The sequence below is a fragment of the Mesorhizobium sp. P2_C7 genome, assembly GCF_056404515.1.
Map to the genome: position 1 here is coordinate 305,848 of NZ_JBFUDW010000005.1, position 20,019 is coordinate 325,866.

At 63.6% G+C, this 20,019-nt stretch carries 19 protein-coding genes; 7 read left to right on the top strand and 12 right to left on the bottom strand.

Translation table 11 applies throughout. From position 1 onward, the window contains the following. Positions 1 to 86: 86 nt before the first annotated feature. On the top strand, positions 87 to 2,369 hold the full coding sequence (locus AC1D2G_RS13395) for an ATP-binding protein (protein ID WP_477414468.1): 2,283 nt from the start codon (positions 87 to 89) through the stop codon (positions 2,367 to 2,369). 205 nt (positions 2,370 to 2,574) lie between these two features. Next, on the top strand, positions 2,575 to 3,450 hold the full coding sequence (olsB, locus tag AC1D2G_RS13400; RefSeq protein ID WP_477414585.1) for a l-ornithine N(alpha)-acyltransferase: 876 nt from the start codon (positions 2,575 to 2,577) through the stop codon (positions 3,448 to 3,450). A gap of 100 nt (positions 3,451 to 3,550) precedes the next feature. Here olsB and AC1D2G_RS13405 read toward each other — a convergent pair whose 3' ends face one another. Together AC1D2G_RS13405 and grpE are read right to left on the bottom strand one after the other, a co-directional pair. Further along, positions 3,551 to 4,183 carry a trimeric intracellular cation channel family protein gene (locus AC1D2G_RS13405; RefSeq protein ID WP_477414470.1) on the bottom strand — a complete coding sequence of 211 codons (633 nt, stop codon included), beginning with the start codon at positions 4,181 to 4,183 and terminating at the stop codon, positions 3,551 to 3,553. 107 nt (positions 4,184 to 4,290) lie between these two features. Then, the gene (grpE, locus tag AC1D2G_RS13410; protein ID WP_477414472.1) at positions 4,291 to 4,923 is read right to left on the bottom strand and encodes a nucleotide exchange factor GrpE; all 633 of its coding nucleotides are present in this window, start codon (positions 4,921 to 4,923) and stop codon (positions 4,291 to 4,293) included. 239 nt (positions 4,924 to 5,162) lie between these two features. Between grpE and AC1D2G_RS13415 the strand changes: the two genes are divergently transcribed. From AC1D2G_RS13415 to AC1D2G_RS13425, 3 genes are all read left to right on the top strand, one after another. Beyond that, a complete protein-coding gene (locus AC1D2G_RS13415; RefSeq protein WP_457151052.1) occupies positions 5,163 to 5,363 on the top strand; it encodes a hypothetical protein in 201 nt (66 codons plus the stop codon). 77 nt (positions 5,364 to 5,440) lie between these two features. Beyond that, positions 5,441 to 5,839, top strand: a complete 399-nt coding sequence (locus AC1D2G_RS13420; RefSeq protein ID WP_477414474.1) for a hypothetical protein — start codon at positions 5,441 to 5,443, stop codon at positions 5,837 to 5,839. A gap of 160 nt (positions 5,840 to 5,999) precedes the next feature. After that, on the top strand, positions 6,000 to 7,019 hold the full coding sequence (locus tag AC1D2G_RS13425) for a fatty acid desaturase (RefSeq protein ID WP_477414475.1): 1,020 nt from the start codon (positions 6,000 to 6,002) through the stop codon (positions 7,017 to 7,019). Between the two features lie 108 nt (positions 7,020 to 7,127). On the opposite strand, the gene AC1D2G_RS13430 is transcribed toward AC1D2G_RS13425, so the two are convergent. The 7 genes from AC1D2G_RS13430 to cysG form a co-directional block, all read right to left on the bottom strand. Then, a complete protein-coding gene (locus tag AC1D2G_RS13430; RefSeq protein ID WP_457151042.1) occupies positions 7,128 to 7,748 on the bottom strand; it encodes a DJ-1/PfpI family protein in 621 nt (206 codons plus the stop codon). 191 nt (positions 7,749 to 7,939) lie between these two features. After that, positions 7,940 to 9,547: a GMC family oxidoreductase gene (locus AC1D2G_RS13435; RefSeq protein WP_477414477.1), complete on the bottom strand. Its 1,608-nt coding sequence runs from the start codon at positions 9,545 to 9,547 to the stop codon at positions 7,940 to 7,942. 96 nt (positions 9,548 to 9,643) lie between these two features. After that, positions 9,644 to 10,177 carry a DUF934 domain-containing protein gene (locus AC1D2G_RS13440; RefSeq protein ID WP_477414479.1) on the bottom strand — a complete coding sequence of 178 codons (534 nt, stop codon included), beginning with the start codon at positions 10,175 to 10,177 and terminating at the stop codon, positions 9,644 to 9,646. Between the two features lie 114 nt (positions 10,178 to 10,291). Next, complete coding sequence (locus AC1D2G_RS13445; RefSeq protein ID WP_477227893.1) at positions 10,292 to 11,059, bottom strand: phosphoadenylyl-sulfate reductase; 768 nt, start codon at positions 11,057 to 11,059, stop codon at positions 10,292 to 10,294. After that, the gene (locus AC1D2G_RS13450; RefSeq protein WP_477414481.1) at positions 11,034 to 12,704 is read right to left on the bottom strand and encodes a nitrite/sulfite reductase; all 1,671 of its coding nucleotides are present in this window, start codon (positions 12,702 to 12,704) and stop codon (positions 11,034 to 11,036) included. Before AC1D2G_RS13450 ends, AC1D2G_RS13445 begins: the two co-directional genes overlap by 26 nt. A 42-nt stretch (positions 12,705 to 12,746) precedes the next feature. Continuing rightward, positions 12,747 to 13,052 carry a DUF2849 domain-containing protein gene (locus tag AC1D2G_RS13455; protein WP_477414483.1) on the bottom strand — a complete coding sequence of 102 codons (306 nt, stop codon included), beginning with the start codon at positions 13,050 to 13,052 and terminating at the stop codon, positions 12,747 to 12,749. Further along, positions 13,049 to 14,500, bottom strand: coding sequence for a siroheme synthase CysG (gene cysG / locus AC1D2G_RS13460; RefSeq protein WP_477414485.1), 1,452 nt, complete (start codon positions 14,498 to 14,500; stop codon positions 13,049 to 13,051). The genes AC1D2G_RS13455 and cysG overlap by 4 nt, the downstream gene beginning before the upstream one ends. Before the next feature lie 487 nt (positions 14,501 to 14,987). Between cysG and AC1D2G_RS13465 the strand changes: the two genes are divergently transcribed. Next, positions 14,988 to 16,865 carry a cation:proton antiporter domain-containing protein gene (locus AC1D2G_RS13465; RefSeq protein WP_477414487.1) on the top strand — a complete coding sequence of 626 codons (1,878 nt, stop codon included), beginning with the start codon at positions 14,988 to 14,990 and terminating at the stop codon, positions 16,863 to 16,865. Here the strand turns inward: AC1D2G_RS13465 and AC1D2G_RS13470 are convergent, their stop codons facing one another. Beyond that, the gene (locus tag AC1D2G_RS13470) at positions 16,866 to 17,675 is read right to left on the bottom strand and encodes an AraC family transcriptional regulator (RefSeq protein WP_477414489.1); all 810 of its coding nucleotides are present in this window, start codon (positions 17,673 to 17,675) and stop codon (positions 16,866 to 16,868) included. A gap of 201 nt (positions 17,676 to 17,876) precedes the next feature. Here AC1D2G_RS13470 and AC1D2G_RS13475 point away from each other — a divergent pair, with 201 nt between their 5' ends. Then, on the top strand, positions 17,877 to 18,797 hold the full coding sequence (locus AC1D2G_RS13475) for a zinc-binding dehydrogenase (protein ID WP_477414491.1): 921 nt from the start codon (positions 17,877 to 17,879) through the stop codon (positions 18,795 to 18,797). A gap of 24 nt (positions 18,798 to 18,821) precedes the next feature. Here the strand turns inward: AC1D2G_RS13475 and AC1D2G_RS13480 are convergent, their stop codons facing one another. Both AC1D2G_RS13480 and AC1D2G_RS13485 read right to left on the bottom strand, forming a co-directional pair. Continuing rightward, positions 18,822 to 19,574, bottom strand: coding sequence for an SDR family NAD(P)-dependent oxidoreductase (locus tag AC1D2G_RS13480; protein ID WP_095084738.1), 753 nt, complete (start codon positions 19,572 to 19,574; stop codon positions 18,822 to 18,824). A gap of 114 nt (positions 19,575 to 19,688) precedes the next feature. Then, positions 19,689 to 20,012 (bottom strand): hypothetical protein, encoded by a 324-nt coding sequence (locus tag AC1D2G_RS13485; protein ID WP_477306841.1) that lies wholly within the window; start codon positions 20,010 to 20,012, stop codon positions 19,689 to 19,691. Positions 20,013 to 20,019: the final 7 nt, after the last annotated feature.

The window sequence follows — 20,019 nt, forward strand, 5'->3', positions numbered from 1 at the left end:
CACCGCCGGGGCGAAAAGCACTCATCCGCTAAAATTCGAACGATCCGCCGCAATTTTCCATAATCTCTATCTGGCAAGGGTTTCGCATGATCGCGGAATCCGGCAGCCAACAGGTGGACACGGGCGAAGACGTCGATGCGGCGCCGACGCCAACGCGGCGCTTTGTCGCCGCGCCGCCGCTGGTGCCCGAGCCCGAACCCGCCGGGCGCGAAGGCCTTCCGTTGCTGGCCTTCGCCGCCATCGTCGTGCTGGCAGGCCTTGCGCATCTGACCGGAGCACCGATCTTTATCAGCGTCGCATTGCTGGCAGTCGGCCTAGCCGGCGTTGCCCTGCATCTGCGCGTCAGGCGGAGCGAACACCGCACGGCGGTCCTGCTCGACGAGACCACTGCCCGCAGCCGCGCCGAGATCGAGACGCTGGCCGACCGCATGTGGGAAATGCAGGAGAGCGAGGAGCGCTTTCGCGGCCTGATCGACGCACTTGGCGACCTCGTCATTCATCGCGACCGCGATGGCTACATCGTTTATGCCAACAAGATCTTTGCGGACCTCGTCGAAAGCGATCAACGCGACCTCGCCGGCAAGACCCTGGCGGAACTCGGCATCGATGTCGGCATCGTTCCCGATGCCGCCTTTTCCGATCATGAATGCCTGAGTTCCACCGATGTCTCCATCCGCACGCCGAGCGGTCCGCGCTGGTTTTCGTGGATCGAACTGTCGGTGCGCGACAAGGACAGCGGCGCCGTTTCGCATCGCGCCATCGCGCGCGACATCACCGCCCGCAAACGCGCCGAATCCTCGCTGATCACCGCTCGCGAGCGGGCCGAATACGCCAGCCAGGCCAAGTCGCGCTTCCTCGCCACGGTCAGCCATGAAATTCGCACGCCGATGAACGGCATCATGGGAATGGCCAGGTTGCTGGCCGACACCAGGCTGTCGCCGGAACAGCAGACCTATGTCGGCGCCGTCTCGACCTCGGCCAGCGCATTGCTCGCCCTGATCGAGGATCTGCTCGACTACTCCAAGATCGAGGCGGGGCGCTTCGACCCGGAGCCGCAGCCGATGTCGGTGCGCGAGATCGCCGACAACATCGTCGAATTGCTGGCTGCCCGCGCCTTCACCAAGGATATCGGGCTGGGCTGCCATGTCGAACCCGACGTGCCGCAATTGATCACCGCCGATCCGGGCAAGGTCAGGCAGGTGCTGCTCAACCTCATCGGCAATGCCATCAAGTTCACCGACAGCGGTGGTGTATTGGTGAGCATCGCACGCGCGCGCACCGAAACCACCGACCGCATCTGCTTCACGATCGCCGACACCGGTCCAGGTCTGCACGAAGACGACCTGGAGCGCATTTTCGAGGAGTTCGAGCAGGCCGACGGCACGTCGACGCGCACGCATGGCGGGGCCGGCCTCGGCCTCGCCATATCCAAACGCCTGGTCGCCGCCATGGGCGGCACGATTTCAGTATCGAGCCGGCTCGGTCAGGGATCCGAGTTCGTCTTTGAAATCCCGGCAATATCGGCCACCGAAGCGCCGCAGGGCCGGCAGAACGCGCTCTCGGGCAAGCGCGCGGTGATCCTGTCGAAAAATGCCGTCGAGGCCGATGCCATCGCCCGCACCATCCGCGCCAATGGCGGCGCGGTCGATGTCGCCATCACCGTCGCGCAGGCCGCGCCCTTCGCCGACGGCTGCGATGTGCTCCTGGTCGACGCGGCGATGGAAGCGAGCGATGGAAGGCTGCTCAAGCGCCTGCGCCAGAGCGGTTTCGCCGACAGCGAGGCCATTACGCTGATCGCACCGACCGACCGCGGCATGCTTGGCGAATTTCGCGCCAGCGGCTACGCGACCTTCCTTGCCAGGCCGGTGCGTGGCGGAACGCTTCTGCGTGTGCTGTTGAGCAGCAATGCTCCCGCCCTCGCCCCGCCGCAGCCGGAAAACCGTCACGCGCCCGCGCTGCGTGCCGCAGGCAATCGCCAACGGGGCCTGTCGGTGCTGATCGCCGAGGACAATGACATCAACGCCATGCTTGCCCGCGCCACGCTGCTGAAGGCCGGGCATCGCGTCAAGGTGGTTGGCAACGGCAAGGCGGCCGTCGAGGCTGTCACCGGCGCCGGGCACAACCATCGCTTCGACGTGGTTCTGATGGACCTTCACATGCCGGTCATGGACGGGCTGGACGCGATTGCCGCCATCCGCCGCTACGAGGAGGAAACCGCCGTGCCGCCGGTGCCGATCATGGTGCTGTCGGCTGATAGCCAGGAAAAGACCCGCCATGCGGTGCTTGCCCATGGCGCCAGCGGCTTCGTTACCAAGCCACTCGACCCTGACGCGCTGGTCAATGCCGTCGAGGGACAGGTCGCGGCCTAGGGCATGATCGCGAGCCGAAGGTCAGGAACTTCGACAGCCCATCCACCCCGCCCGCAGGCGTAACGTAGCCGGTTGACCGTATTCGCCAGCCGACGAAGTATTGCCCACGACGTCGTATCACGGTACTGTCACAATCCTGTTGCACCTACACCGTATCCCCGTGCCAAGAGGGATGGCTCGAAGGAGAATCCTCGTGCATACAGTTATGCCGGAATGTGACACTCGGCCGAACGCCAGCAGCGCCTTGCTTGCCGGACGTAACGTCGATTCCGTCATAAAGGGCGCAGCACTCGGCCGTATCGGTAATCTCGAAGTGCGGCTCGCCCGCAACGAGGCCGAGATCGCGGCCGCGCAGGAAGTCCGCTACCGGGTGTTCTACGATGAACTCGGCGCCAGGAAGGATTTGTTCCAGGCGCCGGATCGCCGTGACGCCGACCGGTTCGATCCGCTCTGCGACCATCTGCTCGTCTTCGATACTTCGCTTTCCGGCCCCGAACATCGACGTATCGTCGGCACCTATCGCCTGCTGCGGCAAGAAATCGCGGCCGCCGCTGGAGGCTTTTATTCCGAAGGTGAATTCGAGCTGACCAAGCTTATCGCCCGTCACCCCGGTCAGCGTTTTCTCGAGCTCGGCCGCTCCTGCGTTTTGCCTGAATATCGTTCGAAGCGCACCATCGAGGCGCTGTGGCAAGGTATCTGGGCCTATATCAACCACTACGAAATCGGTGTGATGACCGGTTGCGCGTCCTTCCACGGCACTGTGCCGGCGGCGCATGCCGAGGCGCTTACCTATCTCGCCCACCACTGCCGGACGAATTCGGCCTGGGACGTGTGCGCGGTGTCCGGGCGCTACTGTTCGATGGATCTGATGCCGATCGAGGCGGTCAATGCCAAGGCGGCGATCGCGGCGATGCCGCCGCTGGTCAAGGGCTATCTGCGCGTCGGCGCCCGCATCGGCGATGGCTGCGTCATCGACCGCGAATTCTCGACGGTCGACGTGTTCGTCGTGATGCCGGTCAAGGAAATCGGCGCCCGCTACGTCAACTACTACGGCGGGGAAGCGCAGCGCTTCGCAGCGTGAACAGCCGAATAGCGAATAGCGAATAGCGAATAGGACGTCGTAGCCGGAGTTGCGCGGCAACAACCGCTATTCGCTACTTCCTATTCGCTATTCCCTCTTTTCACGGAATATCTTCCGGTCGCCGGCCGGGCCGGCTCTTGTAGGGCGGAAACGCCCAGCCGAAGCGAAGCGCGCCGCCGCGCACGGCGAACGCCGCGGCGAAGCCGGCCCATCCTGAGACAATCTGCGGTAAGCAAGCCACATCGCCTGCTGTAAAGATGGCAGCGCCGACGAGCGCGGCCGTGACATAGATTTCGGGCTTCAGCAGCACCGAAGGCTCCCCGGCCAGAAGATCACGCAGGATACCGCCGAATGTAGCGGTCAGCATGCCGGTGATCACCGACACCGCTGGCGAGCCGGTGATGGCGAGCCCCTTGGCCGCGCCCATCACGGAAAACGCGGCAAGGCCGATTGCGTCGAGCCAGAGCAGCAGCTTGTAACGGGATTCGACACGGTGCGCGGTGAAGAACACCACCACCGCCACCACCGCGCAGATCAGCAGGTAGTCCCGGTTTCCCACCCAGAACACCGGCACGTTGAGGATCAGGTCGCGAAACGTGCCGCCGCCGATGCCGGTGACGCTGGCCAGGAACAGGAAGCCGATAATGTCGAGCTGCTTGCGTGAAGCAGCAAGCGCCCCGGTCGCGGCAAAGACGGCGACGCCGGCATAGTCGAGAAGCGCGATGGGGTTCATGAGTGAGCGAATAGCAAGAAGGGAGTAGCGAATAGGGAATAGCACGAAGCCACTTGGCCGCTATCAACTATTTCCGATTCGCTACCCCTATTCGCTACTCACTCTCGTCAGGCATCCTTCTCAGCCTGCTCATTGACAGGCCCAGGCTCGACTGGGGCTTCGGCGGCAAACTTCGGGCCGCCCTTGGCGACGCCGACCATGGCCGGGCGCAGCACCCGCTCACCGATCGAATAGCCCGGCTGGACGACCTGGACCACGGTGTTGGCCGGGACATCAGGATTGGGCACTTCAAACATCGCCTGGTGGAAATTGGGATCGAACTTCTCGCCTTCAGGCGCGAGTTTCTTGACCCCATGCCGTTCCAGCGCCGACAGCATGGCGCGCTCGGTGAGGTCGACGCCTTCGATCAGCGCTTTGAAGCCGGCGTCCCCGGATGCCTTTGCTTCAGCCGGGATGGCGTCGAGCGCGCGGCGCAGATTGTCCGACACCGACAGCATGTCGCGCGCGAAATTCGCCACCGCGTAAGTGCGCGCGTCGTGCACGTCGCGCGCGGTGCGGCGGCGCAGGTTTTCCATCTCGGCCGCGACGCGCAGCGCGCGGTCCTTCAGATCCTCATTTTCCTTCAGCAGCCGCACAAGGGCTTCATAGTCACCATCGATGCTGCCTTCCGCGCGCTCGGCATTGGCCTCGGTCGCCTCGACTTCATCGGGCGCGCGTTCGTCTTTTGCCTGGTCGCTCATCGCCGTTTCCCGTCAATCTCGAATGATATGGATTTTGAGCCCGATATCGAGGTTTGGCGGCCAAAAATCAAGGGGTAAGCGATGGTAGAGGCCCTTGACCAGGGCAGGACAACGAACGGCACCGTCTTTCGATTTTAATTCAAGCTTTACCTTAAATGACCGCTTTGCTTGCCACAAAGGCGTGGTGCGGGAACCATTCCCCTGCTGGAGGAGTTTCGAAGCTGACACAGGATTTTGAGATTATGACCCGCAACAAAGGCGAAAAGGGAGAACGGTTGGCCACCGAGGTCAGGCGCCAGTTCGGTGCCGAGGCGGTGACGCGCTTTCTGCGTACCTTGCCGGCCTTCCGCACCGAGACCGACATTCCCGACCGCCTCAGGGAGCTGCTCGACCGCCTCGACGGGGTGGAGGACAGCGACGCCGGCTGGCGCCGGCAGTAAACGCAACGATCGATCCGGCAACAACCCTCCATCGGCAATAGCCTGAGAGAGTCGAACCATCTAGTGATGGATGCGTTATGATTCAGATGGAGGACGTAGTGCGCACGGTTTCGATCACCTCATTGCTGTCGGCGCTTGTCGGCCTTGGCGCCGTTGCATTGGTGGCCTTTCCTTCACAGGCAGAGAGCCTGCAGTTGGAATTGGGCAAACATGGCCCGCGGCTGAAGCTCCTGCCAGATTGCGATCCCAACGACGACGATTGCGATGTCCGCAGCGACGACTGGCGCGACCGTCGTCACTCACGAGGCTGCACGGAAGACCGGGCTCTCGACAAGGCGGAACGGATGGGCATCCGCCGGGCAAGGATAGAGTCCATCGGCCGCCGCGAGATCACCGTCCGGGGCAGACAGTATGGCGATCGCGTGCGCGTGACTTTTGGAACCGAGCGCGGCTGCCCCATCCTCGATCGGGAGTAGTGATCGCCCCAAAKCAGAAAAACCCGGCGCTCCAGGGTGAATCATCGAGTGGTCAAGTTGGGACTGACCGGGTCGACCGCCGAGCCACGCGACAATTACGCACAGTAATTTTGCGTGATCCCCGTCTTGCGGCGGCGGGACACCCCGCCTATGCTTCCTGATGAACATGATTTCCCCTGAGACGGCCGCCAACAGCAAGCGCGCCTGGCTGAAGATTCTGGCGCGCTACAAGAAGCCTGACCGGCGCCGCAGCACGCTCGAACTCGCCATCACCCTTATTCCCTTCGTCACGCTCTGGGCGCTCTCTTCGGCCGCCTACTCCTACGGTCATTGGTGGGGTTTGGTCCTCGTTCTTCCGGCGGCCGGGTTCCTGGTGCGCATCTTCATGATCCAGCACGACTGCGGCCATGGTTCCTTCTTCGCCAATCGTTATGCCGACGACTGGATCGGCCGCGCGCTCGGCATCCTGACGCTGACGCCCTACGACTGCTGGCGGCGCGCCCACGCGACCCATCATGCCAGCGCTGGCAATCTTGACGAGCGCGGCATGGGCGACATCAGGACCTTGACCGTTGCCGAATACCGGCAATTGTCATGGCGAGGCCGTCTCGCCTACCGTCTCTATCGTCACCCGCTGGTGATGTTCGGGCTGGGACCGATCTGGCTGTTCATCTTCGAGCAAAGGCTGCCTGTCGGCATGATGCGTGGCGGCCTGACGCCTTGGGTGTCGTCAATGACCACCAATCTTGGCATCGCGGTTGCGGCGGCTATCCTCATCTGGTTCGTCGGCCCCGGCGCGTTCTTGGTTGTCCATCTCCCGATCGTCATCCTTGCCGGTTCGGCGGGCATCTGGCTGTTCTACGTCCAGCACCAGTTCGAGGAGACGGAATGGGCAAAGGATGCGGACTGGGAGTTCCAGCACGCCGCCTTGCACGGATCGTCCTACTACGACCTGCCGCCGGTGCTGAACTGGTTCACCGGAAATATCGGCGTCCACCACGTCCACCACCTCTCCGCCAAGGTGCCGGGCTACCGGTTGCAGGAAGTGCTGCGGGATTATCCGGAACTGCGCGGCATCGGTCGCGTCACGCTGCTCGACAGCCTGCGCTGCGTCAAACTGGCGTTGTGGGACGAGAACCGCCGCAAGCTGGTGTCGTTCCGCGAGGCGCTGGCGGCATAAAGAGACCGCCGCACCATACGGCGCGGCGGCATTTGGCAAATCCTGGATTTGTCTTGCGTAATTCCGGACGGAAAACCTTTCACCCTTTTCCTGGAATTGCCCGGCGGGTCAGGCCGCCTGACGCTCTTCGCGCATCAGGATCTCGCCATGGCGGATCTCGGTGCCCAGCACCTTCAGGCATTCGCGGATAAAATTGGACAGGCCCGGCCAGCCCTTGGCTGAAACAAGATTGCCGTCGACATGGGCGCCGGTCGGCGCGACGTCGATGTAGATGCCGCCGGCCAGCGTCACCTCCGGCTCGCAATAGTGAAGCGCTGCAACTTCCCGGCCCCGCACCACGCCGTCGACGGCGATCAGGATCTGCACGCCGTGGCAGATGGTGAAGATCGGCTTGCCGGCCTCATGGAAATGCCGCACCAGCCCCTGCACCCGCTTGTCGATGCGGATGTATTCCGGCCCGCGCCCGCCCGCCGCATAGACGGCATCATAGTCGTCCGGCTTCACCTCGGCGAAGGTCTTGTTGAGGATGTAGTCGTGGCCGAGCTTTTCTGTGTAGGTCTGGTGGCCTTCAAAGTCGTGCAGCGACGTCTTCAGGATGTCGCCGGCCTTCTTGTCGGGGCACACGACATGCACCGTATGGCCAACGGCATGCATGGCCTGTTCAAAGACGAAAATCTCGTACTCCTCGCTGAACTCGCCAACGAGCATCAATATCTTCTTGCCAGCCATTCCCGGTTCCTCCCTTGTGGCCACATTTATTTCGGATGATGAAATAATGGACCTATCCTAAGGGCAGGAAGGCGAAAGGGAAAGCACAAATCCCCCGTTGGTAAGACCAGTTCCCGTCGGCCGGGGATGGCATCGCCATAGATCGCTTCAAAACAGGCGAAATTAGCAACTCTGGTTCGACCAGAACTCCTTCAGGCCACCGCCTTGATCATATCCGCTGCCTTTTCGGCGATCATGATGGTCGGTGCATTGGTGTTGCCGCCGATCAGCGTCGGCATCACCGAGGCGTCGACCACCCGCAAGGCCCGTATGCCGCGCACGCGGAGCTGCGGATCGACCACTGCCATGTCGTCGATGCCCATCTTGCAGGTGCCCGCCGGGTGATAGATCGTATCGGCGCGGGCTCGGATATGGGTCATCAGCTCGGCATCACTCGATACGCCGGCGGTGTAGATTTCCCTGGCGCGGTATTTGGCCAGCGCCGGCGCCTCCAATATGCCGCGCATCATTCTGACACCCCTGAGCAACAGCTCGGCGTCGCGTTTGTCGGACAGAAAACGCGGATCGATGCGCGGTGGCGCCAGCGGGTCCCGCGCCGATAGCCCGACCTCGCCGCGCGAATGCGGCCGCAGCACGCAGACATGGCAGGAAAAGCCATAACCCAGATGCAGCTTGCGACCATGATCATCGACGATGGCGATGCAGAAATGCAGTTGCAGGTCGGGACGGTGGATCGCCGGGTCGGATTTGAGGAAGGCGCCGCCCTCAGCGTAGGGCGTGGCGATCATACCGCCGCCATCCCTGCGCCAGCGCCGCAGATGCCGCAGCAGGCCAGGCAGACCGCGCAAGCCGATGCCCATCATGTCGGTATTCTTCGATGTCCAGCCCATGATGAAATCAAGATGGTCCTGCAGGTTCTTGCCGACGCCGGGCAGTTCATGGACGATCGGAATTCCGTGCGCTGCAAGCTCGACAGCCGGGCCGATCCCGGACAGCATCAAGAGCTGTGGCGAGCCGAAGGCACCAGCGCAGACGATGACCTCGCGCCTGGCTTTCGCAACGGCTTCATTCTTGCCGGCGCGATAACGCACGCCGGCGGCGCGCTTGCCTTCAAGGACGATACCCGTGGCGTGCGCTCCGGTGACAACAGTGAGGTTTGGCCGGCTCATCGCCGGGTGTAGATAGGCGGCGGCTGCCGAACAGCGCTCGCCATTGCGGCGTTCGCCCCAGAATTGCGTGACCTGATAAAGTCCGGCCCCTTCCTGTTCGACGCCGTTGAAATCATCGTTGCGCCGGATCTGGTTTTCGCCACAGGCCTCGACAAAGGCCTTGGAGAGCGCACGCGGCTCCTGCTGCTCGGCGACCCGCAATGGTCCCTCGCCACCGTGCAAGGCATCCGCGCCACGCTGATTGCCTTCCGCACGCCGGAAATATGGCAGCACCTCGCCCCATGACCAGCCGTCGCAGCCGAGATTGGCCCATTCGTCATAGTCGCCGCAGTGCCCGCGTGTGTAGAGCATTGCATTGATGGCGCTCGAGCCACCCAGCGCCTTGCCGCGCGGCTGGTACCCCTTGCGACCGCCGAGGCCTTGCTGCGGCACCGTCTCGAAGGCCCAGTTGTTGATCTTCGGCCGCCCCGGCAACAGCGCGATGACACCTGCCGGCGCGCGGATGAGCACGTTTTTGCCCTCGCCGCCGGCTTCGATCAGGCATACCTTTTTCGATGGATCTTCGGAGAGCCGCGCGGCAAGCGTGCAGCCGGCGGACCCGCCACCGGCAATGACATAGTCGAAATCCATGATCTCCTCCCGGACACCCGGCGGATGTTTCCGTCCGGATGGCCAAGAGAAGGCCCTATCAGAGGCGTTGTAAAGGCACGCGGAATTACCGCTGCGTCAGCTGACGCGAACGCGCCGCCAAGAATATTTTGGTCCCTTGGGCTCCGGCACGGCGGCTGGCTGGTAATAGAGCCCCAACCCGCCGGTGCGGCCCTCTTCCAGCCGTTTCAACAGCACCGGGTTAGATATCTCGAATTCGTCGAAGCCGAGCCGCAGCATATGCGGCAACTGGTCGACCAGCACCTGGCCGGTGGCGCGCACCGCACCCTCGAAATGATAGCGGCTGCGCAGCAATTCGCCCTTGGAGAAGGAACGGCCATCGCTGAAGGCCGGGAAGGCCAGTGCCACCAGCGACAATTGGTCGAGCAGATCGGCAATCTTCTCGAGCTGGTCGCCGGGCTGCAGCGCGACGCCGAGCCGCTCCCTGGCGGACCGGCGCACCTCCGGATCGAGAGCGAGGAACGCCTGTAGGGGCAGGATGAAGCGGCCATTGCCGGACAGCGCGTCCGCGCCTTCGGCATGAGCCCACTCGTCCTCGCGAAAACCCGTCGGGGTCCAGAGGCGTGTCTCCGGTGTCGTCGGTTCGGTCATCAAAAATTCCTAAAGCACAAAGATTCCCAGGGGGTTGAAACTTGGCTCAGCCCAAGCCGAGCACCGGAAGCGCAGGAAACCGCCCTTTGCAGTCCGGCTGAATATCAACATAGCCTATAGTGATGCGTCGGTCAGCGACTTCTCCAGTCCCGACAGGTGAATGCCGCACTCGGTCTTGGCATGACCGGCCCAGCGGCCGCTGCGCGCGTCCTCGCCGGGCTGCACCGGCTGCGTGCAGGGGAAGCAGCCGATCGACAGATAGCCATAGGCGACCAGCGGATTTTCGCGCAGCGCATGCGCGCGCATGTAGTCCGCCTGGTCCGATGTCGTCCAGTGCGCCAACGGATTGATGCGGATGCGCGGGCCGACCGCCTCGAACACCGGAAGCGTTGCCCGGGTCGAGGCCTGGAAGCGCTTGCGGCCGGTGAACCAGGCGCGGAAAGGTGCAACGCCACGCGCCAGTGGCTCGACCTTGCGCACGTCGCAGCAGGCGTCGGTATTGCTCTGGTGCAGATTGCCCGTCGGGTCGATCCGTTCGAGCGCTGCTTCTTCGGGCTTGATCACCCGGATGTTGGTCAGCCCGAAATCGGCGGCAAGCGCGTCGCGATAGCTGAGCGTCTCCTCGAAATGCTTGCCGGTGTCGAGGAAGATGACCGGCAGCGTCCGGTCGATCTTGGAAATCATGTGCAGCAGCACTGCCGAATCCGCGCCGAATGACGACACCGCGGCGATCTCGTCGTGGAACAGTTCGTGGGCCGAGCGTTCGATGATCTCGAGCGGGGTCAGATGGCCATAAAGCGCATCGAGCCCCGCCGCTTTCGCAGCTATGCCGTCATCGACGACGTCGACGATCTGGTCAAGCGGCCTTGGCTTCGTCAGCATAGAGCGCCTCCTTGAACGGCGCGGGACCGACCCGGCGGTAGGCGTCGATGAATTTTTCTTGTGGGTTGAGCCGAAGGCCGAGATAGGTCTCGACGATCTGCTCGATGGCGTCGGTGATCTCTTCCGAGCTGAAGCCGCGGCCGATGATCTCGCCGACCGACGTATTCTCGTCGGCCGAGCCGCCCAGCGTCACCTGATAGAGCTCGGAGCCCTTCTTCTCGACACCGAGGATGCCAATATGGCCGACATGGTGATGGCCGCAGGCATTGATGCAGCCGGAGATCTTCAACTTCAGTTCGCCGATCTCGCGCTGCCGCTCCAGCGAGGCGAAGCGGCGCGAGATTTCCTGCGCGATCGGGATCGAGCGCGCCGTCGCCAGCGCGCAATAGTCGAGGCCCGGGCAAGCGATGATGTCCGATATCAGGTTGGAGTTGGCCGTCGCCAGTCCGATGTCGACCAGTCCGTCATGGACCGCCTTGAGATCGGCGCGCGCCACATGCGGCAGGATCAGGTTCTGCTCATGGCTGACACGAAGCTCGTCGAAGGCGTATTTCTCGGCGATGTCGGCGACTGCTTCCATCTGGCTGTCGGAGGCATCGCCCGGCACCTCGCCGATGCCCTTCAGCGAAATGGTCACCGCCGCATAATCGGGATGGCGGTGCGTCACCACGTTCTGGTCGAGCCAATCGGAAAAACTTTTCGAATCGAGGCGCGCCAGCTTAACCGCTGCGTCGCCGTCCGGCCGGTCGGTGAGCGCCGGAGGCGCGAAATAGGCTTGGATGGCGCGGATATCGGCATCCGGCAATTTCAGCTCGGCGTCCTTCAATTCCTGCCACTCGGCCTCGACCTGGCGGGTGATTTCCTCGACGCCGGTCTCGTGGACGAGAATCTTGATGCGCGCCTTGTACTTGTTGTCGMGGCGGCCATAGAGGTTGTAAACGCGCAGGATCGCCGTGCAGTAGGACAGAAGGTCGGCCTCCGGCAGGAAGTCGCGGATCTTCCTGGCCACCATCGGCGTACGGCCCTGGCCGCCGCCGATATAGACGGCGAAGCCGAGTTCGCCGGCGGCGTTCTTCTTCAGGTGCAGGCCGATGTCATGGGTCTGTATGGCGGCACGGTCGCGCTCGGCACCTGTCACCGCGATCTTGAACTTGCGCGGCAGGAACGAAAATTCCGGATGCACCGACGACCACTGGCGCAGGATTTCGGCATAGGGGCGCGGATCGGCGACCTCGTCGGCGGCGGCACCGGCGAAATGATCGGCGGTGACATTGCGGATGCAGTTGCCGCTGGTCTGGATGGCATGCATCTCGACACTTGCCAGATCCGCCAGGATCGCCGGAATATCCGACAGCGCCGGCCAGTTGAACTGGATGTTCTGGCGCGTGGTGAAATGGCCGTAACCCTTGTCGTATTTGCGCGCGATGTGGCCGAGCATGCGCAACTGCTTGCCGTTCAGCGTGCCATAGGGCACCGCGATGCGCAGCATGTAGGCGTGCAGCTGAAGATAGACGCCGTTCATCAGCCTCAGCGGCCGGAACTGGTCCTCGGTGATCTCGCCGGCAAGGCGGCGCTGGATCTGGTCGCTGAACTCGGCGACGCGGGCCTGGACAAAATCGTGGTCGAACTCATCGTAACGGTACATGCTTCGTCTTTCAGGGCGCGTCCGCCCATGTCTGGTGTCTTGTTAAGCTGCCCGAGTCGCCTGCTTGGCAGCCTGCTTGCCGAGATCGTTGCGGATGGTCGGGCCGGCGGCACGGATCTTCTCGCGCAACCGCACCGGCTCGACCATGCCGTTAACGACATCGGCGTCGATCAAATTGACGTCGACCACTTCGTTGTTGGCATACGCCTTGGCGCCGATCGCCTCCAGCCGATCCTCGGCCGCCTTGTCATGCGCAAGGTCGGCATGGTCTACCGTCTCGGCCCAGCCGCCATCGGCATACCAGACGGCAATGCCGTCACTGAGGCGGTTGGCGGTCAGTATCTTCATTGCTGAACTCCCTCAGTGGCAGCTGCGGACACGCCTGCATGCCTGTGAGCCGCAAGCGGCTCGGACCGTTCAAAGTTGGCGCCGGCAACCGCATCGCCGATGATGGTCATGACCGGGCCGGAAAGATCGGCACGCGCTTCCAGCGACGGCAGGTCGGCAAGCGTGCCGTGGAAGCGACGGCGATTGGCCAGGCTGGCATTCTCGACCACGGCCACCGCCGTGTCGGGCGACAGACCGGCCTCGATCAGCCGCCCGGCAACCTCGGCCGCCACCGAGCGGCCCATATAGACGGCAACGGTCGCCCCCGAAATGGCAAGTTTGGCCCAGTCGGGCAGCGAATTGCCCTTGAGGTCGTGGCCGGTCGTGAACACCATCGACGAGGAAACGCCACGCAAGGTCAGCGGCAATTCGAAATCGGCGGCGGCGGCGAAGGCCGCGGTAACGCCGGGAACCACCTCATAGGCGATGCCGGCATCACGCAGTGCTGCCATCTCCTCGCCAGCCCGGCCGAACACCAGCGGATCGCCCGACTTCAGCCGCACGACACGCTTGCCTTGGCGCCCAAGTTCGACCAGCAGCGCATTGATCTCGGCCTGGCTCTTGGTGTGGCAGCCCTTGCGTTTGCCGACCGGCAGGCGCTCGGCATCGCGGCGTCCCATGGCGACGACCGCTTCCGGCACCAGCGCGTCATGGACAATGACATCGGCTTCCATCAGCAGGCGGTGGGCGCGCAAGGTCAAAAGATCCTCGGCGCCCGGACCGGCACCGACGAGCGCGATATGGCCCGAAGCCGGTGTGTTCGAAAGCAGAAGATCGACAGCGGCGTCATGCGCCTGCGACAGCTGGCCGGCGTCCACCGCATGGGCAGGCGCGCCGCCGAAAAAGTCGCTCCAGAAGCGGCGACGGGCGTTGCCTTTCGGCAGCAGCTTCTCGGCAGCACCGCGAAACGACGCGGCAAGCGTTGCCAGCGGGCCAAGCGACGGCGACAGCAACTGGTCGATGCGGCTGCGCAGCATCTGGGCAAGCACCGGGCCTGCCCCTTCCGTGCCGATGGCGATGGCGACCGGTGCACGGTTGACCAGCGCCGGGGTGAAGAAATCGCAGAGTTCCGGCCGGTCGACCGCATTGACCGGGATACCCAGCCGGCGCGCGTCCGCAGCCACGCGGCGGTCGAGTTCCTCGTCGCCGCTGGCGGCAAATACCATGACCGCGCCTTCGAGCTGCGACGCGTCGTACGCGGCAACCACATGGCTGGCATCGGATTGGGCGATGAACGCGAGCAGGTCGGCCTCGGCATCTTCAGCTATGATGCGCAGGACCGCGCTCGACTGCCCAATCAGCCGCGCCTTGGCCAGCGCCTCGTCACCACCGCCGACGATGGCCACGGCTTGCCCCTCGACCCGCAGGAAGACGGGGAAGGCATTGAGCTTGGGAGTTGTGTGCGACATGGACGCGAGCGTAATCCTGAACAGGCCTGCAGTTCTACGCGCGGGCGCGAAAAACCAGAAGGAACGCACTCGCGCATCGCTTGTCGGGATGCAATCGCTTTTCTGAAAGCCTGTCGGCCAAGAGAAAAATATTCCTCGTTGGCACATGGAGCGGATTCAAGCTGCTGCCGCAGGCCTTGATTTGCGCCTCTTTTAGCGCCCGACAGAAAATATCGCAAAACACTTTTTTCTAAATTCTACCAATTTAGTAGATTAAAGCCGCCTGCATCAAAACCCATGCATGGCAGCAAAATCGCTGCCTTTTTCGATCAGGCGATGACATGATCTGCGTGAATTCTGGCGGCTATTTGTTTTCTGCGCCTCTCGCCGTTGATTTTGCCAGCTTGCGGGTTGCATCGTCGACACCCCTTCCACCATATTGCAAACAGGCGGCGGCTTCGGGCGGCGCACATCCGACATCTCTGGCTTGAAAGGCGCTCCATAGACAATGCCGCATGACACGCCCCTTATCGCCACCATCGTCGCCGGTCTGGGGCTGGCTTTCGTCTTCGGGGCTCTCGCCAACCGCTTCCGCATTCCGCCACTGGTCGGCTATCTCGTAGCCGGCGTGCTGGTCGGGCCGAACACGCCCGGCTTCGTCGCCGATGCAGGCCTTGCCAATGAGCTCGCCGAAATCGGCGTCATCCTGCTGATGTTCGGCGTCGGCCTGCACTTCTCGCTGAAGGATTTGCTGTCGGTGCGCGCCATCGCCGTACCCGGCGCCATAGTCCAGATCGGCTTTGCCACCGCACTCGGCGCCGGGCTGTCCTGGATGCTCGGCTGGTCGATGGGCGCGGGCCTGGTTTTCGGCCTGGCGCTTTCGGTCGCCTCGACCGTGGTTCTGCTGCGCGCCTTGCAGGAGCGGCGGATGATCGAGACCGAGCGCGGCCGCATCGCCGTCGGCTGGCTGATCGTCGAGGACCTGGCCATGGTGCTGGCGCTGGTACTGCTGCCGGCCCTTGCCGGCGTGCTCGGCGGCCAGGAGCAGGCGGACACCCATGTGAGCGGCCTGCTGTCGCTGCCGGCCAGCTACGGCATCTGGGGCGTCGTTGGTATCACGCTGGCCAAGGTCGCCGCCTTCGTCGTCGTCATGCTGGTCGTCGGCCGCCGGGTCATCCCCTGGATCCTCCACTATGTCGCCCACACCGGCTCGCGCGAACTGTTCCGGCTCGCCGTGCTGGCCATTGCGCTTGGCGTCGCCTTTGGCGCGGCCAAGCTGTTCGGGGTTTCGCTGGCGTTGGGCGCCTTCTTTGCCGGCATGATCATGAGCGAGTCGGAGCTCAGCCATCGCGCCGCCGAGGAATCGCTGCCGCTGCGCGATGCCTTTTCCGTGCTGTTCTTCGTCTCGGTTGGCATGCTGTTCGACCCGTTCAGCCTGATCAGCAATGGCTGGCCGATCCTGGCGACGCTCGCCATCATCGTCATCGGCAAATCGCTGGCGGCATTCGTCATCGTCATTGCCTTCGGCTATCCGCTGGCCACGGCGCTGATGATTTCGGCGAGCCTTGCCCAGATCGGCGAATTTTCCTTCATCCTGGCCGAACTCGGTGTCGGGCTGAAGCTATTGCCCGAACAAGGCCGTGACCTGATCCTGGCCGGCGCCATCCTGTCGATCGTCCTCAATCCGCTGATGTTCCTGGCCATCGACTGGATGAAACCGTGGCTTGAAGCCCGCGCCGCCAAGACGGCGCCACCAGTCGAGGCAAAGCCGCTCGGTCCGGCGACGGAACCCGGCCAGGTGGCCTCGGTCGCGGCGACGACCAACAGGGGAGATGGGCCGCCGCCCAGGACAACCCTCGCCAACCACGCCATCCTGATCGGCTATGGCCGTGTCGGCAGCCTCGTCGGCGCGGCGCTGAAAGAGGCCGCCCTGCCCTTCCTCGTCATCGAGGATGCCGACAAGACGCTGGCCAGGCTGAAGGGCGACGGCATCGAGACCGTGTCCGGCAATGCGGCGAATGCCGAAGTGTTCGCCGCCGCCAATCCTGAAGGCGCCAGGCGGCTGATCCTGGCCATCCCCAATGCCTTCGAGGCCGGCCAGATCGTGCTGCGGGCGCGGGCCGCCAACCCCGGCATCAACGTCATCGCCCGCGCCCATTCCGACGCCGAGGTCGAGCATCTCAAGGGGCTCGGCGCCGACACGGTCATCATGGGCGAGCGCGAGATCGCCCGCGGCATCGTCGAAGAGGTGCTTGGGCACAAGCCACCCGAGGCCTCTGAACCGTCCGCTGCTGAGCCGATCTTGAACGATCACGGGTCGCCACCGGCCGATGGCCGGCGACAGATTGCATCGTCGATCTCAAGCGTCCGCCCTCAATCGAATTGATCACGCAACGAATGCTGAGCCGCCATTCTGCGCAACGCTGCTGAGATACTGTGCAGGCGGCTTGCCCAGCGCCTTCTTGAACATGGTGATGAAGGCCGTGACGGACTCGTAGCCGAGATCTGCAGAAACCTGCTGCACGCTCGCGCCAGAGGCCAGCTCCCGTATCGCGACGATCAGATGCAGTTGCTGCCGCCAGCGTCCGAAGCTCAGGCCCGTCTCTCTCACCACCAGGCGAGCCAGGCTGCTCTCGCTGAGAGCGACACGCCGGGCCCATTCGGCCAGATTGCTGCGGTCGGCAGGATCCTCGGCCAAAGCATCGACGATCCGCCTCAAGCGCGGCTCTGACGATATCGGCATATGCAGCTGCTGGACGGGCATGCGCGGCAGCTCGCTGAGCAGAACCGTCGTCAGCACGGCCTTCCGTGAATCGTCGTCCTGCCCGTGATCGGCCAGCTCGACGATCAGTTCGCGCAGCAGCGGCGAGATCGACAGCGTGCAGCACCGGTCCGGCAGATCGGCGGCTCCCGGCTCGATGTACACGAAGAAGATCCGGGCGTTGGCGGTGGCGATGTTGCTGTGCTCCATACTGCCGGGAATCCACACCCCGCAATGCGGCGGCACCATCCACAGGCCGCTGGGAACGCGGCAGGTGACGCCGCCACCGAGCGCGAAGACAAGCTGGCCTTTGCGGTGCCAATGGGAGGGGACCTCGGCCCTGGTCTCGGTGACGTCGACGCGCACGGCAATCGCCGGCTCGGAAAGCGCATCCACATCGAAATCGAGCCAGGGGTAGCGAAGAGGCTGTCTCATGATTGACTGTTTTTAGCGATCGATTGCGTTGATAGCTAAATTATTCAAGTGGGAAAGTCGATAGGTTTCGGCTTGCGAATGAGCACGTCTGGGGCGCGCTGCGGGGTTCTTCGATCGGCGGCCATCTGCCCGCCAGCGAGACCGATGCATAGCAGCCGCCCCAAGGCTATGCGCCCACCACGCAGCAATGAGGTATGAACAATGCTCGCCCTGGCCATCTCTCCGGATAGCGCAACCGGGCTGAAGCTCGCGGAGCTCGACGAGCCTCAGCCGGCCTCGAACGAGGCGCTTGTCTCGGTCCACGCAACCTCGTTGAACCGCGGCGAACTGCGCCTGCTCGCCATTCGGCCGAACGGCTGGATACCCGGCCAGGACATCGTCGGGGTTGTCGAACGCCCAGCAGCCGATGGCTCCGGGCCAGCCGCGGGCGCCCGGGTCGCGGCTTTGGTCGACCAGGCCGGCTGGGCCGAACGTGTCGCCGTTTCAACCGACCGTCTCGCCGTCCTGCCGGACGACGTCAGCTTCGCCTCCGCCGCCACGCTTCCGGTCGCGGGCACGACGGCGCTACGGACCTTACGCCATGGCGGTGACCTGGCCGGCCAGCAGGTCCTGATCACCGGTGCAAGCGGTGCGGTCGGGCGTTTCCAGATCCAGATCGCCCGCCAGCAAGGCGCTTCGGTGACAGCGGTCGCTGCCTCCCGACACGACGAGGATCTCCGCCGCCTGGGAGCCGGGCAGGTTGTCGAGTCCATCGAGCGGGCTGAGGGGCCGTTTGCGCTGATCACTGAATCAGTCGGCGGCGAAAGCCTCGCACACGCGATCGAACGCGTCGCACCTGGCGGGACCATAGTCATGTTCGGCTCGAGCAGCGGCGAACTCACGCCAGTCGGATTCCGCCAGTTCGTTCCGGGTCACGAGGGGGCGAGGCTTCAGACTTTCGCGTATTACACTTCCGGTTCAGGCATTGGCGCGGATATCGCCTCGCTACTCGCCATGGTCGCGGCGGGCCGGCTCGAAACGCGCGTGGTCTTGACCGTCCCGTGGACAGACGTCGCCCAAGCCCTCGACGCACTGCGACAGCGCAGCATCAGCGGCAAGGCTGTTCTCACCATAACCGGATGAGCAGCCCTAGCCTGAGTCGGCCGCTCACACGTGCTGGCCGCCATTGATGTGGATTTCCGAGCCGGTCACATAGGACGCCTGCTGCGAGCACAGGAAGAAGATGATGTCGGCGACTTCCGCGGTGGTGCCAAGGCGCCTGAGCGGAATGGTCTCGACGATCTTGTCCGTGCCCGGCGACAGGATCGCGGTGTCGATCTCGCCCGGCGCAATGGCGTTGACGCGAATGCCGTGCGGGCCGAAATCATGCGCCATCTCGCGCGTCAGCGAGCCGAGGGCCGCCTTCGACGTCGCATAGGCGGTGCCGGCGAACGGATGCACGCGCGTGCCGGCGATCGACGTGACGTTGACGATCGAGCCCTTGGCCGCCGCCAATTCCTTGAACAGACCGCGCGCCAGCATGATCGGCGCGAAGAAATTGACCTGGAACACGTCGCGCCAGACATGCATTGGCGTATCGATCGAGTCCATCCGGCTGTTGCCGTCCTTGAGCTTCGGCGAAATGCCGGCATTGTTGACCAACGCGTGCAGCTGGCCGCCATGCGACTCCAGCCGGTGCCGAATTTCCGACACCGCGATGCCGACATCTTCCTGGTCGGCGAGATCGACCTTGATGTGGTCTTCCGGCCCGGCCGGCCACGGGCAATCCTCGGCAAAAGCCTGCCTCGAACAGGTGATGACGCGCCAGCCCTCGCGCGAAAAGCGCTTGACCGTGGCGTGGCCTATGCCGCGGCTGGCGCCGGTCAGCACGATGGTTTTTCGGGTGTCGAGTTCAGCCATTTTGGGTCTCCAGTCGGCAGATGTAGCCGAATGCCGCCGACGTAGCGAGAGGCCGAAATGTCACCATTCGACCGGACATGAGACCGGGAAGCCGACAGGCCAGCGTCCTTCTCGCTAGTAGCAGGTCGGGCAATCAAAAAGCAGGGCGAGATTAAGAAGAAAAGTTGCCGGTGCCAAAAACCAGAGAACACATTGGAAGCCGACGCGTGATCTCCGCATCAGGTGCCCACAGACCCAGGCAATGCCATAGGGTACCAGACACCCAATAATGACCGTTCCGATGATCGCGCCTATTCTTTCGTGGAACAGATACGCTGGATCAGAAAAACGCAAGTTCGGCAAATGCCTGAACACCACAACGCACGCTGGCATCGACAATAGCAAGAGCCATTGCCACCAGCTCAAATGGTTGAATTTTTCCCTTTTGACGTCGTCCATTCCAGCC

Coding starts and splice junctions, on each gene's coding strand:
- olsB (WP_477414585.1), top strand. CDS start 2,575: ATGCCGGAATGTGACACTCGGCCGAACGCCAGCAGCGCCTTGCTTGCC.
- AC1D2G_RS13455 (WP_477414483.1), bottom strand. CDS start 13,052: ATGAAGATACTGACCGCCAACCGCCTCAGTGACGGCATTGCCGTCTGG.
- AC1D2G_RS13485 (WP_477306841.1), bottom strand. CDS start 20,012: ATGGACGACGTCAAAAGGGAAAAATTCAACCATTTGAGCTGGTGGCAA.
- AC1D2G_RS13440 (WP_477414479.1), bottom strand. CDS start 10,177: ATGACCGAACCGACGACACCGGAGACACGCCTCTGGACCCCGACGGGT.
- AC1D2G_RS13420 (WP_477414474.1), top strand. CDS start 5,441: ATGATTCAGATGGAGGACGTAGTGCGCACGGTTTCGATCACCTCATTG.
- AC1D2G_RS13395 (WP_477414468.1), top strand. CDS start 87: ATGATCGCGGAATCCGGCAGCCAACAGGTGGACACGGGCGAAGACGTC.
- AC1D2G_RS13470 (WP_477414489.1), bottom strand. CDS start 17,675: ATGAGACAGCCTCTTCGCTACCCCTGGCTCGATTTCGATGTGGATGCG.
- AC1D2G_RS13445 (WP_477227893.1), bottom strand. CDS start 11,059: ATGCTGACGAAGCCAAGGCCGCTTGACCAGATCGTCGACGTCGTCGAT.
- AC1D2G_RS13475 (WP_477414491.1), top strand. CDS start 17,877: ATGCTCGCCCTGGCCATCTCTCCGGATAGCGCAACCGGGCTGAAGCTC.
- AC1D2G_RS13480 (WP_095084738.1), bottom strand. CDS start 19,574: ATGGCTGAACTCGACACCCGAAAAACCATCGTGCTGACCGGCGCCAGC.
- grpE (WP_477414472.1), bottom strand. CDS start 4,923: ATGAGCGACCAGGCAAAAGACGAACGCGCGCCCGATGAAGTCGAGGCG.
- AC1D2G_RS13405 (WP_477414470.1), bottom strand. CDS start 4,183: ATGAACCCCATCGCGCTTCTCGACTATGCCGGCGTCGCCGTCTTTGCC.
- AC1D2G_RS13465 (WP_477414487.1), top strand. CDS start 14,988: ATGCCGCATGACACGCCCCTTATCGCCACCATCGTCGCCGGTCTGGGG.
- cysG (WP_477414485.1), bottom strand. CDS start 14,500: ATGTCGCACACAACTCCCAAGCTCAATGCCTTCCCCGTCTTCCTGCGG.
- AC1D2G_RS13430 (WP_457151042.1), bottom strand. CDS start 7,748: ATGGCTGGCAAGAAGATATTGATGCTCGTTGGCGAGTTCAGCGAGGAG.
- AC1D2G_RS13425 (WP_477414475.1), top strand. CDS start 6,000: ATGAACATGATTTCCCCTGAGACGGCCGCCAACAGCAAGCGCGCCTGG.
- AC1D2G_RS13435 (WP_477414477.1), bottom strand. CDS start 9,547: ATGGATTTCGACTATGTCATTGCCGGTGGCGGGTCCGCCGGCTGCACG.